Source organism: Janthinobacterium sp. DSP2-3-3 (assembly GCF_049897325.1).
Classification (GTDB): domain Bacteria; phylum Pseudomonadota; class Gammaproteobacteria; order Burkholderiales; family Burkholderiaceae_D; genus Janthinobacterium.
This window is the reverse complement of sequence record NZ_JAFCWA010000006.1, coordinates 195,902-211,048: the sequence shown is the minus strand read 5'-3', so window position 1 is coordinate 211,048 and position 15,147 is coordinate 195,902. Positions and strand designations below refer to the sequence as shown.

The window sequence follows — 15,147 nt, the reverse complement described above, 5'->3', positions numbered from 1 at the left end:
AGTGATGTCGCGGCGCTTTTTGCATGGCGATGCAGTGATTTACGTGCCGCGCTTGCCGCGCGCAGAATTCCTGGCCTTTTCGGCGGCAATCTCTGCCGCTTTCGCCGCTTTTTCCGCCATCTCGGCCGCGTGCTGGGCCATCAGGGCCGCGCGCGTATCCGGCGTTTCCAGCGAGATACGTCCCAGGATGCCGCTGCGGTAATCGAGCAGCAAGGTATGCGAGGCTTTCTCGAAATCGTAGTCGCCGCCCTTGATGCGGAAGCCGCGCTTGGCGGCGATGCCCTCGACCACGCCGATGGCATCGACTTCGCCGACCTTGGTGCCGTAGCGGGCCGCAAGCAAGTCCGGATAGCGCTTGAGCAATTCCTCGGCCAGGAATACGGCCACTTCCTCTTCGATCAGCGCGTTCGAGCCGATGGCGTGGCTGGCCGCCAGCATCAGGCCGTCGCTGGGGATGGCGATCTTCGGCCACAGCATGCCTGGCGTGTCGACCAGGATGGTGTTCTTGTCCAGATACAGCTTTTGCTGCATTTTGGTGACAGCCGGCTCGTCGCCCACCTTCGCCACGCGCTTTTTCAGCAGCGCGTTCATCAGGGTCGACTTGCCCACATTGGGGATGCCCATGATCATGATGCGCAGCGGCTTCGTCGGCACGCCACGGTGCGGCGCCAGCGATTTGGCCAGGTCCGGAATACGCGCCACGTCGCCCGGCTTCTTGGTCGTCATCGCATACGCGGTCACGCCTTCCTGGGCATTGAAATAGGCCACCCAGGCGGCAGTGGCGGCCGGATCGGCCAGGTCGGTCTTGTTGAGGATCTTCAGGCAAGGGCGCTGGCGGAACAGGCGCAGCTCGTCCACCATGGGATTGCAACTGGCTGCCGGCAGGCGCGCGTCCACCACTTCAATCACCAGGTCGGTATTTTCCATGGTCTCGGCCGCTTTCTTGCGGGCCGCGTTCATGTGTCCTGGGTACCATTGTATCGCCATGCTCTTGCCTTCAGTTCGTTCAGTCAATCCGCTATTTTACGTGGTTGCCGCCACGACGTCGCATTTTCCACCGCCAGCGCCAGCCGTGCGACGCGGACGAGACAATTGGTGATAATTTAGCAGTTACTTGAATGATAAGATCCGCAGTCCGTCCAGCCTGGCCGGTTTCCCCATTGCAAGCTCAACCTGGCACGCATTCCATGCATCTTCCCCGTTTTATTCTCCTTGCCCCCCTTTGCGCCTGCCTGCTGCCCGCCATGGCCCAGGAACCAGCGGCGCCCGGCGACACGGCCAGCCAGGCAATGCAGCAGGTTGTCGACGTGCAAGGCACGCGCGATCCCGACTTGCGCCCCTACCGCACCATGCTCAAGGGACTCGACGCGTATGCCGACCACCAGCGCCTGGCGCCGGGCGCGCCGTTGCGCTTCATGCTGATCCCCGCCACATCCCAGGCCAGGCTCGATGGCGTGACCCTGCACCTGTCGGCCGACAAGCTGTCGATCCCTGTCCCCCTGGCGGCGGACGGCGGCTTCACCTTGACGCGCGACAAGACCGCCTACGACGCGAATGCCGACCTGGTCAGCAACAAGAAGCGCGACACCCTGCGCTGGCGCGCCGACATCCACACGCCGGGCCTGCCCCAGAACGTGCGCCGCCTGGGCGACTTGCGCCTGGAATGCGAAATTCGCTGGGCCGTCGAGCAGGATGACCTGCCCTTTGTCCGGCGCAACCTGTTCCGCCTGGCGGGCGGGCCGTGCCACTCGTCGCTGATCCACGTGCCGTTTCCCGCGTTCCGCAAGCTGCTGGCCGTACAGGCGCGCTCGGGCGAGCGTACGCTGGACATCCGCGTCACGCAAGACCGCCAGCGCTACGTGCCGCCATTGCATGACCTGAACTGGGATGACAATACCCTGCTGACCCTGACCTACGCCGATGACGGAAAAATGGCCGGAGCGGCCCCTGAAGCGCCGTTGAAGGAAACGCAGCACCAGTGACACGCGTCAGGAAAGCCAGGTCAAATATTTCCACGTGGATTTTTATATTTACTGTAAGAAACAAAAAAGTATGCTCTAATATCGCCTCTTAAATGAAAAGCAATTATTTCCAGGCTGCCTCTCGCCAGGGAGATATGCGATGGGAATAGTTCGATAATATGATGATGGAACACACTGGCAAGGCGCCCAAGCGCGTGCCGCGCAATGACTGGAAGAAGGAATGTCGGCAATTGCAGGGGCAAGTGGCACAATTGGAAGAGCGCCTGAAACGCCAGAGCGCCGACAGCTATGGCTTGCAAATGCTGTATGACCACTTGGTCAATGAAATCAAGCACCACCGCGACATGTTGCAGCTCGACAGCTTCGACGCGGATAAATCATCGCTCGTCTACACGCAAGCCTGGCGCCGCTTCATGGCCGGCGACGCAGTCGATTACCAGACCCATCGCCATACCAATTCCCGCAGCCGCCCCAGCTTGCTGTAGTTAGAGCTCAACCATTACAGCTCCGCCAGCGCCTTCACATGCGCCGCCACGCTGCGGCCCAGGGACGACAGGTTGTAGCCCCCTTCGAGGCAACTGACGATGCGGCCCTTGCCATACTGATTGGCCACGGCCATCATCTGCTGCGTTAGCCACGTGTAGTCGGCCTCCACCAGGCCCATGCCACCCACGTCGTCTTCGCGGTGGGCATCGAAACCGGCGGAAATGAAAATCATCTGCGGCTGCTGTCGGTGCAGCGCCGGCAGCCAGTGGTCGAGCACCAGCTGGCGCACGGCATCGCCCTTCGAGCGGGCCGGCACGGGCACGTTGACGCGCGTATCGGTGTAGGATTCGACATCGCTGTATGGATAAAACGGGTGCTGAAAAAAACTCACCATCAAGATGCGTGGATCATTTGCCACGGATTCGGCCGTGCCATTGCCATGGTGCACGTCAAAGTCGACGATGGCGACCCGTTCGAGGCCCCGCACGTCAAGTGCATGCTTGGCGGCGATGGCAACATTGTTGAACATGCAGAAACCCATGGGCTCGCTGGGCCGCGCATGGTGACCGGGCGGGCGGATCGCGCAAAAGGCGTTGCTGATCTCGCCATCGATGACGGCGTCGGTGGCAGTCACGGCCGAGCCAGCAGCGGCCAGCGCCGCGTCGTAGCTGTGCGCGTTGAGCAGGGTATCGCCGTCGAGCGGATAGTAGTCGCCCTGGGCCGGCACATTGTCGCGCACCAGACCGATGGCCGTGGCGCTGTGGTTGCGCTCGATATCCGACAATTGCGCGCGCACGCCATCGCGGTGCTCGACCAGGTCGCTGATATGCGCGAGTATCAATTGATCATTGATGGCCTGCAAGCGGGCCGGCGATTCAGGGTGCCAGTCGCCCATTTCATGGCGCTGGCAATCGGGATGGGTATAAATGGCTGTGCTCATGCGCTGTACTGGTTACCTCTGTCTCTGCTTTCTATCCATACCGGGAACGCGCGCCGCAGTCACTGCAGCGCATTCCTGCCTACCTGGCGCGTTCTCGCATAAAATCACTGGCTGGTCTGTGCCGCCCTTGCCGCCTTTGCTGTCACTCTAATCTACCACGAGCGCGCACCTGGCGGGCGGTACCGTTTGACCTAGCCAAAGCGATTGTAAATTAAATAATCCATCGTACTGTGATAGAAATAACATGTTTTCGAAAATACACCAGGCCGCACAGCAGATCGGCGAAGTTCTCGTCGGCAAACACTTGCAGATCCGCCAGACCCTCACCTGTGTGCTGGCGGGCGGCCACCTGCTGATCGAAGACGTGCCCGGCGTGGGCAAGACCACGCTGGCGCATGCACTGGCCATCTCGCTGGGCCTGCAATGGAAGCGCCAGCAGTTTACCAGCGACCTGCTGCCCGCCGACGTGGCCGGCATGAGCGTGTATGACCGCGCCAGCGCCAGTTTCATTTTCCACCGCGGCCCCCTGTTCACGCAAGTACTGCTGGCCGACGAGATCAACCGCGCCACGCCGAAGACGCAATCGGGCTTGCTCGAAGCGATGGAAGAGCGACAAGTGACGCTCGATGGCGTCACGCACGCGCTACCGCAGCCGTTCTTCGTCATTGCCACGCAAAACTGCGCGCACCAGCTGGGTACCTTTCCCCTACCCGAATCGCAACTCGACCGTTTTCTCATGTGCGTCACGCTCGGCTACCCCGATGCGGCCGCCGAACGGTCGCTGCTGCTGGGCGCCGACCGCCGCGCCATGCTGCACACCTTGCCGGCCGTGATGAACGCGGAAGAATTGCTGCAGGCGCAAGCGGGCTTGCGCGCCATCCACGCCTCGCCCGCCGTGGTCGACTACGTGCTGGCCCTCGTGCATGCCACCCGCGCACCCGGCGTGTTTGCCGATGGTCTCAGCCCGCGCGCCGCGCTGGCCCTGCTGCAAGCGGCGCGCGCCTGGGCCGCCCTGGCCGGACGCGACCACGTTACGCCCGACGATGTGCAAGCCGTGCTGTTACCCGTCTGCGCCCACCGCCTGCATGCCGCGCAAGAGAGCACGGACAGTCGCGTGCTGCTGCAGCATCTGCTCTTGAGCATCCCCGTCTGAGCGGCATGCGCTGGCGCACTCTTCCATGGCTGCCGGCACGCCCCTGGCTGGGCGCGCAACGCGTGCACATCCGCCCCTCGCGTGCGGGCCTGGCATTTGCCGCGCTGCTGCTGGTGCTGTGGATCGCCGCCGTCAATTACCGCCTGGGCCTGGGCTATGCGCTGACGTATTTCGCGGCCGCCTGCGCCATCGCCGACATGCTGTTTACCAGCCGCAACCTGGCGGGGCTGTCGCTGGCAGCCACGCCCGGCAACCCCGTGTTTGCGGGCAGCCACGCCTTGTTCACCTTGCGCCTGATCAACCGCAGCACACGCCCGCGTCATGCGATCGGCCTGGCGGCGAGCGGCGCGTCGGCAGTGCCCAGCCTGGCCGATATCGCCGCTCACGGCGAAACGGCCGTCAGCATCGGCATGCAGGCGCAGCAACGGGGTTGGTTTGATGCGCCTGCCGTGCGCCTGTCCGGCAACTTTCCGCTGGGCCTGTTTGTTGCCTGGTGCGATTGGCAGCCCGAGGCGCGCGTGCTCGTGTATCCGCAGCCCGAGCAAGATGCGCCGCCGCTGCCTTGGCCGGGCGGCACAGTGCAGCAAGCACGGCAGCCAGGCTCACCCAGCTCGCCCGATGGCGCACTGGAACTGGCCGGTGTGCGCGCCTACCAGCCAGGCGACCCTTTGCAGCGCCTGGCATGGCGCCAGATCGCCCGCCATGATGGCGAGCATTTATTTAGCAAGCAATTCCAGCCTGGCGCCGACGCACCAGCTGGCGCACCGCACGGCACGCATGGCAACCTTATGCTCGACCACGCGGACTTGCACGCGCTGGCGCCGGAAGCGCGCCTGTCGCGCCTGGCCGCCTGGGTGCTGCAGGCGGAACGCACGGGCCTGCCGTATGGCTTGCGCCTGGGTGTGCTGACTCTGGCACCGGCCCTCGGAGCCAGCCAGCGCGACGCCTGCCTGCGCGCGCTGGCCCTGCATGGTTCGCCGCACGATTTGCCGCCAGCGCAGGCGATGCCATGAAAGCCTGGCTGAGCGGCTTGCCGCGCGAGAAGGCCGACATCCTGCTGCTGTTGCTGGCCGCCGCCATGGTGCTGGCGCCGCACGCGCTGCACCTGCCCCCTTGGTTGTCGGCCGCCGCTGCCGCGCCCCTGCTGTGGCGCGCCAACATGACAGTACGGGGCCGGCGCCAGCCACAGCTAGCTGTGCTCGTGCCGCTGGCCCTGCTGGGCATCGCCGGCGTGTACGCCAGCTATGGCAGCGTGCTGGGGCGCGATGCGGGCGTGGCCATGCTGGTCCTGCTACTGGCCTTGAAATCGCTGGAAATGCATGGCCGGCGCGACATTTTTGTCTTCGTCTTCCTCAGTTTCTTTTTGCTATTGGCCAATTTTTTTCATGCGCAAGGCATCCTCAGCGCCGCCTGGATGCTGGCTACTGTCATCGTCCTGCTGGCCGCCCTGCTGTCGGCCCAGTACGGCACGCTGCAGCCCCGCCTGGCGCAAAGGCTAGGCTTGCTGGGGCGCATGCTGGCGCTGGCCATTCCCCTGTCGGCCGTCATGTTTCTTGCCGTACCGCGTCCCGACAGCCCCCTGTGGGGTGCGCCGCACGAGGGCGCGCAAGCGCGCACGGGCTTGTCGGACAGCATGCAAGCGGGCGCCATCGCCTCACTGGCCCTGTCCGGCGAGCCCGTCTTCACGGCCCGCTTTTCCACGCCTATCCCGCCGCAAGACCAGCTGTACTGGCGCGGCGTGGTGCTGGGCGACTACGACGGCGCCACCTGGAGCCGCAGGGGCGCTGGCCGGCACGCGCCTGCCAGCGACAGCCGGATAGACATCACCCTGGAAGGCCAGCCCAGCCAATACGAAGTGACCTTGCAAGCGAGCGGCCAGCGGCGCATCTTCGCGCTCGACCTGCCGCGCAGCATCGAACGCTTGCCCGGCAACCCGTATGTCGTCTCGTCCGCGCTGGAAGTGCTGACCATACAGCCTATTACTTCGACCGTGCGTTACCGCGTCAGTTCCCAGCCCCGCTACCGGTTGCAAACAAGCCTGTCGCCTGAACAGCAGCAGCCATGGCTGGCCTTGCCCGCTGGCAGCAACCCGCGCAGCGTGGCCTGGGCCCGCGCCTTGCGCGGCAGCGGCACGCAGATGCTGGCGCCCACCGACGCCATCGCCGCCGTGCTCGACCACTTCCACCACGCACCCTTCCGCTACACCCTGCAGCCGCCGCTGCTGGGCAAGCATGGCGTCGATGACTTCCTGTTTGTCACGCAGGCGGGCTTTTGCGAGCATTACGCGGGCAGCTTCGTCGTGCTGATGCGCGCCATGGGCATCCCCGCGCGCGTCGTCACGGGCTACCAGGGCGGCACACGCGCCGGTGCCGACGGCAGCCCCAGCCTGACTGTGCGCCAGTCCGATGCCCATGCCTGGAGCGAAGTGTGGCTGGCTGGCAGGGGCTGGGTGCGCGTCGACCCCACCGGCGCCGTCGCACCGCTGCGCACCGAGCGCAACCTCAATGCCGCCCTGCCACCGGCCCCGTCGCCGCTGTCGGCGTGGCGCGCCCTGGCCGGCCTCGATGGCGGCGCGCACGGCGCGCTTGCCGCGTGGCGCCAGCAATGGCAGCAGGCCGAGCACGCCTGGAACAGCTGGGCCCTCGATACCACGCCGCAACGCCAGCGCGCCATGCTCGATAGCTTGAAAAACCTGCCTGCGACGACCCTGGCACTCGCCTGCGCCGTGCTGGCCCTGCTGTCGGCCGTAGCAGGCGCACTGGTCTGCTGGCGGCAAGCGGGGCAAGGCGACCCGCTCGACGCCCTGTACGCACAGTTTTGCCGCCAGCAGGCGCAGCGCGGCTACAGCCGTGCGCCGCATGAAGGCCCGCACGGTTATGCTGCGCGTCTGGCCGCCGGCAAGGCCACGCCCGAGGCGCACGCCGCCATCGCACAGTTTCTGGCAATCTATGCCGCGATGAAGTATGGTAATGCCAACCCAGACGAACAACTCCGCGCGCGGCGCAGCTTGCGCCGCCTGCTAACCCAATGCCGATGAGACGCTCCTTGTTACCGATCAAAACCTCCGCCCTGTCCCTGCTCCTCTCCCTTCCCCTGTGCCTGGCGACCGCGCACGCAGGCGAAAACAGCAATATTTCCGCCGCCGACCGCGCCCGTGCCGTACGCGCGGCCAAGGCTCAGCCCGTCAAGAAGGTGGCCGGCAAGCCGGCGGTGAAGAAAGCTCCGGCGAAATTCGACTTCGAAGGCGAATTTGTCGACTATGCCAACTGGAAGGAAGTCCGCACCTTCCTCGACGAGATGTCCGCCAAGCATGGCTTTGACCGCGCCGAGCTCGATACCCTGATCGGCAAGGTGCGCTATGTCGAGTCGACCGTGCAGTTGATGAAGCCGGCGCCGCCGGGCAAGCCGAAGAACTGGCAAGCCTACAGCGCCCGCTTCATCGAGCCGGTGCGCATCAATGCGGGCGTGAAATTCTGGGAAGAGAACGCCGAAGCGCTGACGCGCGCCGAGCGCGAATATGGCGTGCCGGCCGAGATCATCGTCGGCATCATCGGCGTGGAAACCGTGTACGGACGCAACACGGGCAGTTTCCGCGTGCTCGACGCGCTGACCACCTTGGCATTTTCCTATCCGGAAAGCCCGACGCGGGCCGCGCGCATGGATTTTTTCAAGGGGGAACTGGAAAACGCACTGCTGTACGCGCGCAAGGACGGCATCGATCCCTTGACCCTGCTCGGCTCGTATGCGGGTGCCATCGGCCTGCCGCAGTTCATGCCCAGCAGCATCATGAAATATGCGGTGGACTTCGATGGCGATAGCCACATCGACTTGCGCAATTCCAGGGCCGACGCCATCGGCAGCGTGGCGCATTTCCTCGTCGAACACGGCTGGCGCCGCGATGACCCGGCCATCAGCACCTATCACGTCAGCGTCTCGGCCAACCACGCCTGGGAAAAGTTCATCGGCCAAGGTTTGCAAGCCAAGTACAGCCTGGAAGAATTGCAGGAAGCCGGTGTGCGTACCGTCTCGTCCACGCCCCGGAACATGTTGTTCGGCCTGATCGATCTGCAAAATGGTTCCGAAGCAACTGAGTATCACTTGGCAAGCAATAACTTCTTTGCTATAACTCAATACAACAGAAGTTATTTTTATGCTATGTCAGTGATTGACCTGGGCAAGGCCATCAGCCAAGTGCGCGCACGCTAACCGAAAGTCAGTGTAAAGTTATAATATTACTTGTAAGAAAGCGTAAGCGATGTTGAAGCGACCGGCAAACAGGTCTATGGTAGGGCCGATAACATGTGCCAGCCTCGCTCGCCAGCCTTTGTGCGGCACGGAATACGGAAATGGTTTTATACTTAACTTTTGTCAAAGTACAATTTTTGCTCTATCATAGAGCATAATAAAGAAGAAATAGCTGTTGCAATAAGACAACACTTATTTTATATAAAGCAAGATTGCCAGGCTTTCCGGTCTGAAATTGAATCCTGTTGTACAATTGTGTATATATCATGAAAAACTGTATCCCGGATCGTACCGTGTGTGAATTTGTTCCTTTTAGTAAAGAATGAACATGAACGCAGCAAGAGCGAGCTCCGAGTGTTTTTTACTTTGCAGTGCAACTACAGAAGGAACATTAACATCATGACAAACCAAGTCGGCATTGATATGAACAGCGATTCGGACTCCGACGATCTGCTCCAGTACAACCCAAACAGATTGCTCGATACCCTGATCGAAAATCTGCGCCTGAAAAACGACGCAGCGCTGTCGCGCGCGCTCGAAGTCGCGCCACCAGTGATCAGCAAAATCCGTCACCACCGCCTGCCGGTAGGCGCATCGCTGCTGATCCGCATGCACGAAGTGAGCGACCTGAGCATCCGCGACTTGCGCTACCTGATGGGTGACCGTCGTAATAAATTCCGCATCAGCGACAAGCAATTCAAGCCAAAAGAAGGCGAAACGCCACAAGGCTGATCCTGCCAATTTCGCAGGTTTTCCCTCCCCGCCATGGGGAGGGGGTATTTCCAGCAGTTCTCAGGCCGTTCTGGCCGATATATTTCCAGCCTTACCTTGTTCCCCAAACTGTATCGACGCCATCAAGCAGGAAACACGCCAGTGGACAAGTAACGGTCGCCGCGGTCGCAGACGACGAACACGATGGTCGCGTTTTCCACCGTTTGCGAGATGCGCAGCGCGATTTCGCAGGCGCCGGCTGCCGAGATGCCGCAGAACAAGCCCTCTTCCGCCGCCAGACTGCGCGCCATGCGCTCAGCCACACCCTGGCTCACGTATTCCACCTGGTCCACGCGCGACTTGTCGTAAATTTTCGGCAAGTACGCTTCCGGCCATTTGCGGATGCCGGGAATCTGCGAACCGTCCTCGGGCTGTGCGCCGATGATCTGGATGGCGGGATTCTGTTCCTTCAAATAGCGCGACACGCCCATGATGGTGCCCGTCGTGCCCATGGCGCTGACGAAGTGCGTGACCTGGCCATTGGTATCGCGCCAGATTTCCGGTCCCGTGCTTTCATAGTGGGCGCGTGAATTGTCTTCGTTGGCGAACTGGTCGAGGATCACGCCGCGGCCATCCTTCTGCATCTGCTCGGCCAGGTCGCGCGCATATTCCATGCCGCCCGTCTTCGGCGTGAGCAGGATGTCGGCGCCATAGGCGGCCATGCTCTGGCGGCGCTCCACGCTGAGATTGTCTGGCATCAAGAGCAACATCTTGTAGCCGCGCAAGGCGGCGGCCATCGCCAGCGCGATGCCCGTATTGCCGCTGGTGGCCTCGATCAGGGTATCGCCTGGCTTGATGACGCCGCGCTCTTCAGCGCGCTTGAGCATCGACATGGCGGCGCGGTCCTTCACGGAGCCGGCCGGGTTGTTGCCTTCCAGCTTGCCGAGGATGACGTTGTTGCGCGCTATCGCATCGGCGCCCGGCAAGCGCGTCAGTTGCACCAGCGGAGTATTGCCTATCGTATCTTCAAGTGTCTTGTAAGCCATCGTGTCTGTTTAAGTAATTTCAACAAAGACCCATTCTAATATGAGATGCTGGACGGCGCATGGCTAAAAGCCGGTGTTCCGCCAGGCAGCCCGCGTCGCGGCCGCCCGCACGCCAGGCCGCATGGTGCCTGGCTTTGCAGCATGCCAGGGTCGCCACGCGCGATGCGCCAGCGCGCCGCGCACGCATGCGCTAGACTCGTGACGGTTAGTTATTTTAGTAATTTGCTTATTCAATCAATGGATCAGTCATGGCCAGCACCACACCCGAATTCATCCCAGAAACCACGCAGGACGATCCCGTCCAGGCCAGCACCCTCGATATCCAGGGCCGCATGCACCAGATTTCCCCCGTCTTCACCGAAGCGGAACTGCGCCGATTGCAACGCTATGGCCAGGTTTGCCAGCATGCGGACGGCGCCACCCTGTTCGAGGCAGGCAGCAGCAGCTTCGGCATGCTGGTCATCCTGGCGGGCCACGTCGCCGTCACGCGCCACGAAGGCTTGGGCCGCACCTCGTTGATGCGCGAAATCGGCCCCGGCCATTTCATCGCCGAAGTGGCGCAGCTGTCGGGCCGCCCCGCCCTCGTCAATGGCCATGCCGTGGGCGACGTGGAGGTGCTCGTCGTCAGCTCGGAATCCCTGCGCGCACTGATCGTGGCGGAAGCGGAAATGGGTGAGCGCATCGTGCGCGCCCTGATCTTGCGCCGCGTGGCGTTGATCGAAGTCAATTCGGGCGGCCCCGTGCTGGTGGGCCCCCGCGGCAATGGCAATCTGTTCCACCTGCAAAGTTTTCTGTCGAGCAATGGCCACCCGCACACGGTGCTCGACCCGGCCAGCGATGCGGCCGCCGCTGCGCTGGCCGAGCGCTACCAGCCCACGCCGCAGGAATGGCCACTGGTCGTCTGTCCCGATGGCAAGGTCATGAAAAACCCCGGCAATGCGGAACTGGGACGCTGCCTGGGCATGCTGCCCGATTTGTCCGGCGACAAGATCTTCGACGTACTGGTGGTGGGCGCCGGGCCCGCCGGCCTGGCCACGGCCGTGTATGCAGCCTCCGAAGGCTTGACTGTACTGGCGCTGGAACAGCGCGCGTATGGCGGCCAGGCGGGTGCCAGCGCGCGCATCGAAAATTACCTGGGATTTCCCACCGGTATCTCCGGCCGCGCGCTGGCGGGACGCGCCTATGTGCAGGCGCAAAAGTTCGGCGTCGAAATCGCCACCCCGGCCAGCGCCGCCAACTTGCTGTGCGACAGCTGGCCCCTGCGCGTCAAGCTGTGCGACGGCACGCAGGTGCGCGCCCGCACTGTGGTGCTGTCCTGCGGCGCGCGCTACCGCAGGCCCTCGCTGGCGAACCTGAAAACGTATGAGGGACGGGGGGTGTATTACTGGGCCTCGCCCATCGAAGCCAAGCTGTGCAAGCAGGAAGAAATCATTCTGGTGGGCGGCGGCAATTCGGCCGGCCAGGCAGCCGTGTTTCTCTCCGGCCATGCCGCCAAAGTCCACATGGTCATCCGCGGCGAGGGACTGGCGGCCAGCATGTCGAGCTATCTGATCGAGCGCATCGCCGCCACGCCCAACATCACCTTGCACACGCATACGGAAATCATCGCCCTCGAAGGCGACGAGGAGGGCTTGACGGGCGCCCGCTGGCGCAACAAGCAGACCGGCGAAGAGTGCGATTGCGCCGTGCGCCGCGTGTTCCTCTTCGTCGGCGCCGATCCGAACACGGACTGGCTGCACGACTGCGCCGTGGCCGTCGACGAACAGGGCTTCATTCGCACGGGCTTCGACGTTACGCGCGCCGAATGCCGCGCCCACGGCCACGCCACGCATTTGCCCTACCCGCCACCCGACCAGCCCGACCGGGCGACACTGGAAACCAGCGTGCCAGGCGTCTTCGCCATCGGCGACGTGCGGGCCGGCTCGACCAAGCGCGTGGCCGCCGCCGTCGGTGAGGGGGCAGCCGTGGTGTCACAGATTCATGGCTTCCTGGCACGGCTGCCGGCGGGCACGGCCTGAAAATCGTGCATGATAGAAACTGCTACAATCGGCTGTTGCCATCCAGCTGAAAGAGACCGCATGCCCCACACCGCCAAGCTTTCCTCGCGCCGCAGCATGCCCGCAGTCCGCTGACGGTGCGCCGCATGTTCGTCAAACTGCTACTGCTGGCCACGCTGTTTGCCGTGCTCAGCATAGCCGCCCTGTACAGCTACGGGCGCTTCGCCGAACGTTCGCTGGGGGCACCGGGTACGGCCTTGCCCGTGGCAGCCGACGCTACCCTGCTCGACCGCGTGCTGGCGCCGCAGCTGGCGCAACGTCCGGAGCAGAGCGGCACGGCGCTGATCGACGACAATCTGGAGGCGTTCGCCCTGCGCGCCCTGAGCGCGCGCGAAGCGGGCCGCAGCATCGACCTGCAGTACTACATCTGGCATAACGACGTCACGGGACGGCTGCTGGTGCGCGAACTGCTGCGCGCGGCCGACCGCGGCGTGCGCGTGCGCGTGTTGCTTGACGATATCAACGCGCGCGGCCAGGACGCCGCCATCCTCGCGCTCGACAGCCATCCGCTGATCGACGTGCGCATCTTCAATCCTGGCCGCAACCGCGACGGCATCTGGCGCCGCGCCATGGAAATGGCCTTGCGCGCCGTCAGCCTGAACCGGCGCATGCACAACAAGGCCTGGATCGTCGACGGCAGGGTTGCCCTCGTCGGCGGGCGCAATATCGGCGATGAATACTTCGATGCCGCCGAACAAATCAATTTCCAGGATGCCGACTTGCTGCTGGTGGGTCCCGCCGTACGGCAGACGAGCGACATCTTCGACCGCTTCTGGAACAGCCGCGCCGTCATCCCCATCGGCGCCTTGCATGCCGGCAAGAATCCAGGCGCGCCGGAGCTGCAGGCTGTGCGCGCCCGCCTCGATGCGCTCACGGGCGAACTGGGCGCCTCGCCCTATCTGCGGCAGCTGACCGATGCGGGCCAACTGCAAGCCCACCTGGATGGCCGGCTGCGGCTGCACTGGAGCGCGCAAGTGCAAGTGCTGTCGGACCCGCCGGAAAAAGCCGCTCCCGTGGCCAGTTTGCAGCGCAGCGAGCACTGGCTCATGCACAGCTTGCTGCCCCTGCTGACGCAGGCGCGCGAAGAAGCGCTGATGACCTCGCCATACTTCGTGCCCGGCCAGACGCTCACGCAGAGCTTGACCGACAAGGTTGCCGCCGGCGTCAGGGTCCAGGTGCTGACCAACTCGCTGGCCGCCACCGACGTGGCCCTCGTGCACGCAGGCTATGCGCGCTACCGCCAGGCGCTGCTGAGCGGCGGCATCGGGCTGTATGAATTGAAGACCCTGCACCGCAAGCGCATCAGCCTGCTGGGTTCAAGCCGCGCCAGCCTGCATACGAAGGCCGTGGTGGTCGATGGCCAACGGGGCTTCGTCGGCTCCTTCAACCTCGATCCCCGCTCGGCCCAGCTCAACACGGAAATGGGCGTGCTGTTCGACGATGCCGCGCTGGCGGCCGACATGCGCGCACTGTTCCTGCACTCGACGGCTAGCGATACCAGCTACCGCGTATTCCTCGACAACGGCGCCCTGCGCTGGTCCGATGCCACCGAGCAGCCCGCCAAGGTGTGGACGCACGATCCCGAAGCGGGCTTCTGGCGCCGCATGCTGGTGTCCGTGATGCGCTGGCTACCGATCGAGTCGCAACTGTAGGCACGCAGGCCAGGCAAAGTGGCGGGCGCATAAAAAAACCCCGCGCAGCCGGTACCACGCAGGGTTTTTTCTCGTGCTGCGCGGCACCACCACGCAACACGCTTTACAGCAACACGCTTACTTTTTCTCGGCTTCAACCTTCTTCGCATCGGCTGCAGCCAATTTTGCTTCCTTCTTCGCAGCCGTTTCCGCAGCCTTGGCTTCTTTCTTGGCGGCCGTTGCCGCCTTCTTCGCAGCAGCGGCTTCCTTTTTCGTTTCGGCAGCCGTTTTCACGAGCGTGGCATCGGCCGCTGCGGCAGCAGGGGCAGGCGCTGCAGCAGGCACCACCTTGGCAGCGGCTGCTTCTTTCTTCGCGGCGGCAGCGGCGGCCTTGGCTTCTTTCTTCGCGGCAGCCGCTTCTTTCTTCGTTTCAGCGGCTGTCTTGGCTGGTGCCGCAGCGGTATCGGTCGCAGCAGCTGGCTTCGGTGCGGCGTCTTTCGCTGCAACTTCCTTCACAGCAGCTTTTGCCGGGGCAGCTTTCGCCACCGGGGCCGCTGGCGCGCCGGACTTGGCCTGGCCATTCACCTGCAAGCCCGCTTCCGACAGTTTCTCGGCGCTTTTCGGGCCGATGCCCTTCACGCGGCTTTCGAAATCGGCCCAATCCTTGAAGGCGCCGCCCTTGGCGCGTTCATCGACGATGGCTTTCGACGTGACGGGGCCGATGCCCTTGACGCTGTCGAGTGCCGCCTGGTCCGCCTTGTTGACATCGACCTGGGCAAAGGCAAAGCCCATCGTCGCGATCAGGGTGGCGATGGCCAGCAGTATTTTTTTGAACATGGGTATCTCTCCGTGATGTGGTTTCAAGATGACTCGAACGCAAGGGAGGAGCAGCGCCT

Annotated in this window: 13 protein-coding genes; 9 read left to right on the top strand and 4 right to left on the bottom strand. The window is 63.6% G+C overall.

Annotated elements, in window-relative coordinates; all coding sequences use genetic code 11:
• Positions 1–39: 39 nt before the first annotated feature.
• Positions 40–987, bottom strand: a complete 948-nt coding sequence (gene ylqF / locus ACP7DE_RS14385; RefSeq protein WP_426072733.1) for a ribosome biogenesis GTPase YlqF — start codon at positions 985–987, stop codon at positions 40–42.
• Positions 988–1,187: 200 nt separating this feature from the next.
• Here ylqF and ACP7DE_RS14380 point away from each other — a divergent pair, with 200 nt between their 5' ends.
• Both ACP7DE_RS14380 and ACP7DE_RS14375 read left to right on the top strand, forming a co-directional pair.
• On the top strand, positions 1,188–1,982 hold the full coding sequence (locus tag ACP7DE_RS14380; protein ID WP_426072732.1) for a hypothetical protein: 795 nt from the start codon (positions 1,188–1,190) through the stop codon (positions 1,980–1,982).
• Positions 1,983–2,143: 161 nt separating this feature from the next.
• Complete coding sequence (locus tag ACP7DE_RS14375) at positions 2,144–2,467, top strand: hypothetical protein (protein ID WP_426072731.1); 324 nt, start codon at positions 2,144–2,146, stop codon at positions 2,465–2,467.
• A 14-nt stretch (positions 2,468–2,481) separates the two neighbouring features.
• Here the strand turns inward: ACP7DE_RS14375 and ACP7DE_RS14370 are convergent, their stop codons facing one another.
• Complete coding sequence (locus ACP7DE_RS14370; protein ID WP_426072730.1) at positions 2,482–3,408, bottom strand: histone deacetylase family protein; 927 nt, start codon at positions 3,406–3,408, stop codon at positions 2,482–2,484.
• Positions 3,409–3,652: 244 nt separating this feature from the next.
• Here ACP7DE_RS14370 and ACP7DE_RS14365 point away from each other — a divergent pair, with 244 nt between their 5' ends.
• The 5 genes from ACP7DE_RS14365 (at position 3,653) to ACP7DE_RS14345 (ending at position 9,538) form a co-directional block, all read left to right on the top strand.
• Complete coding sequence (locus tag ACP7DE_RS14365) at positions 3,653–4,561, top strand: AAA family ATPase (RefSeq protein ID WP_426072729.1); 909 nt, start codon at positions 3,653–3,655, stop codon at positions 4,559–4,561.
• A 5-nt stretch (positions 4,562–4,566) separates the two neighbouring features.
• Positions 4,567–5,574 carry a DUF58 domain-containing protein gene (locus tag ACP7DE_RS14360; RefSeq protein ID WP_426072728.1) on the top strand — a complete coding sequence of 336 codons (1,008 nt, stop codon included), beginning with the start codon at positions 4,567–4,569 and terminating at the stop codon, positions 5,572–5,574.
• Positions 5,571–7,598 carry a transglutaminase TgpA family protein gene (locus ACP7DE_RS14355; RefSeq protein ID WP_426072727.1) on the top strand — a complete coding sequence of 676 codons (2,028 nt, stop codon included), beginning with the start codon at positions 5,571–5,573 and terminating at the stop codon, positions 7,596–7,598. The genes ACP7DE_RS14360 and ACP7DE_RS14355 overlap by 4 nt, the downstream gene beginning before the upstream one ends.
• Before the next feature lie 8 nt (positions 7,599–7,606).
• A complete protein-coding gene (mltB, locus tag ACP7DE_RS14350; RefSeq protein ID WP_426072726.1) occupies positions 7,607–8,767 on the top strand; it encodes a lytic murein transglycosylase B in 1,161 nt (386 codons plus the stop codon).
• A 438-nt stretch (positions 8,768–9,205) separates the two neighbouring features.
• Positions 9,206–9,538 (top strand): hypothetical protein, encoded by a 333-nt coding sequence (locus tag ACP7DE_RS14345; protein WP_034751784.1) that lies wholly within the window; start codon positions 9,206–9,208, stop codon positions 9,536–9,538.
• Positions 9,539–9,660: 122 nt separating this feature from the next.
• Here ACP7DE_RS14345 and cysM read toward each other — a convergent pair whose 3' ends face one another.
• A complete protein-coding gene (cysM, locus tag ACP7DE_RS14340) occupies positions 9,661–10,563 on the bottom strand; it encodes a cysteine synthase CysM (RefSeq protein ID WP_101484254.1) in 903 nt (300 codons plus the stop codon).
• A 248-nt stretch (positions 10,564–10,811) separates the two neighbouring features.
• Between cysM and ACP7DE_RS14335 the strand changes: the two genes are divergently transcribed.
• Positions 10,812–12,581, top strand: coding sequence for an FAD-dependent oxidoreductase (locus ACP7DE_RS14335; protein ID WP_426072725.1), 1,770 nt, complete (start codon positions 10,812–10,814; stop codon positions 12,579–12,581).
• 125 nt (positions 12,582–12,706) lie between these two features.
• Positions 12,707–14,272 (top strand): phospholipase D family protein, encoded by a 1,566-nt coding sequence (locus ACP7DE_RS14330; RefSeq protein WP_426072724.1) that lies wholly within the window; start codon positions 12,707–12,709, stop codon positions 14,270–14,272.
• 117 nt (positions 14,273–14,389) lie between these two features.
• Here ACP7DE_RS14330 and ACP7DE_RS14325 read toward each other — a convergent pair whose 3' ends face one another.
• Complete coding sequence (locus ACP7DE_RS14325; RefSeq protein WP_426072723.1) at positions 14,390–15,088, bottom strand: ComEA family DNA-binding protein; 699 nt, start codon at positions 15,086–15,088, stop codon at positions 14,390–14,392.
• Positions 15,089–15,147 lie beyond the last annotated feature (59 nt).